This window comes from Rhizobium sp. P2_G9 (assembly GCF_056403475.1).
The window spans coordinates 1-376 of sequence record NZ_JBFUFK010000151.1 but is presented as its reverse complement, the minus strand read 5'-3'; the positions used below and the strand labels follow the sequence as shown (position 1 = coordinate 376).

At 60.6% G+C, this 376-nt stretch carries 2 protein-coding genes; both read right to left on the bottom strand.

Annotation, left to right across the window (positions count from 1 at the left end; genetic code table 11):
- A partial coding sequence (locus AC1DYF_RS40435) for a chemotaxis protein CheW (protein ID WP_477884571.1) occupies window positions 1-170 on the bottom strand: 170 nt, incomplete at its 3' end.
- Window positions 167-376, bottom strand: a 210-nt coding sequence (locus AC1DYF_RS40430; RefSeq protein ID WP_477884569.1) for a chemotaxis protein CheW, incomplete at its 5' end; no start/stop codon positions are given. The genes AC1DYF_RS40430 and AC1DYF_RS40435, both read right to left, overlap by 4 nt.

Sequence of the window (376 nt, the reverse complement as noted above, 5' to 3'; positions counted from 1 at the left end):
ACGAAGGGCCGCGCGCCCGGCACCGGTGTTTCCGGCAGCAGATCGAGGATTTCCCGCACGATCACCGCCTCGATGGCGAAGGTCTCGCCGGCAATGTCGAAGGTCAGGACTTCGATTTCCTCGGAATTGCTCCAGAGATTGCTGTTGATCTTGAGGGCTGCTTCACTCATCCGGCCGCGCGCAGTTGCGCCTCCTGTTGCTGACCTGCTGCCACCAGATGGGCGACATCGAGAATGAGCGCGACACTGCCATCGCCGAGGATGGTGGCACCGGAGAAGGTCGCGATATCATGGTGCAGTTTCGACATCGACTTGATCACCGTCTGGTGGTCGCCGTGCAGTTTCGACATCGACTTGATCACCGTCTGGTGGTCGCC